Annotated in this window: 1 protein-coding gene; it reads left to right on the plus strand. The window is 58.9% G+C overall.

Annotation, left to right across the window (positions count from 1 at the left end; all coding sequences use genetic code 11):
- Positions 1–367 (plus strand): hypothetical protein (locus FJV41_RS53050; RefSeq protein WP_220138013.1); only part of this gene is annotated, 367 nt, incomplete at its 5' end.
- Between the last annotated feature and the right edge of the window lie 86 nt (positions 368–453).

A 453-nucleotide genomic window follows, 5' to 3' on the forward strand; every position in this document is an offset into this window, starting at 1 on the left:
CGGCAACTACGTGTCGTTTGCCGAGGCTGGCAGCTACGAAGTCCTGCTGCGCACCATCACCAAGGCCGGCAACTACGGCGAGCAGGTCCTGCAGGTCAACGTCCAGGACGCCCCCAAACCGCAATGCGAGCTCAAGCAGACATCCAGCGGCAGTGGGCTGCTCTTGGCGCCTGTGTGCACGGTTTCTGCGGGCTATATCAAGGCGATCACGTGGACGTATGACCTGGACGGCGTGGCGCAAAAGGCCACGTCGAAAACCTTCCTGGTAACGAAGGCCTGGCTCACCGGCAACCGTGTCGCAAACTTGCGGCTTACGGTCGAAACCGACCTGGGCGTGAAATCAGAAGAGCCTGTATTGATCCAGTGAGGCGCTAGCTCCGAGCCGTCCTCGGGGGCATCCGCATTTGGGCGAAATGCTTCGAAAACTGAAGCTTTTCGCCCTAACTTTTTTTA

The sequence above is a fragment of the Myxococcus llanfairpwllgwyngyllgogerychwyrndrobwllllantysiliogogogochensis genome, from assembly GCF_006636215.1.
Lineage (GTDB): Bacteria > Myxococcota > Myxococcia > Myxococcales > Myxococcaceae > Myxococcus > Myxococcus llanfairpwllgwyngyllgogerychwyrndrobwllllantysiliogogogochensis.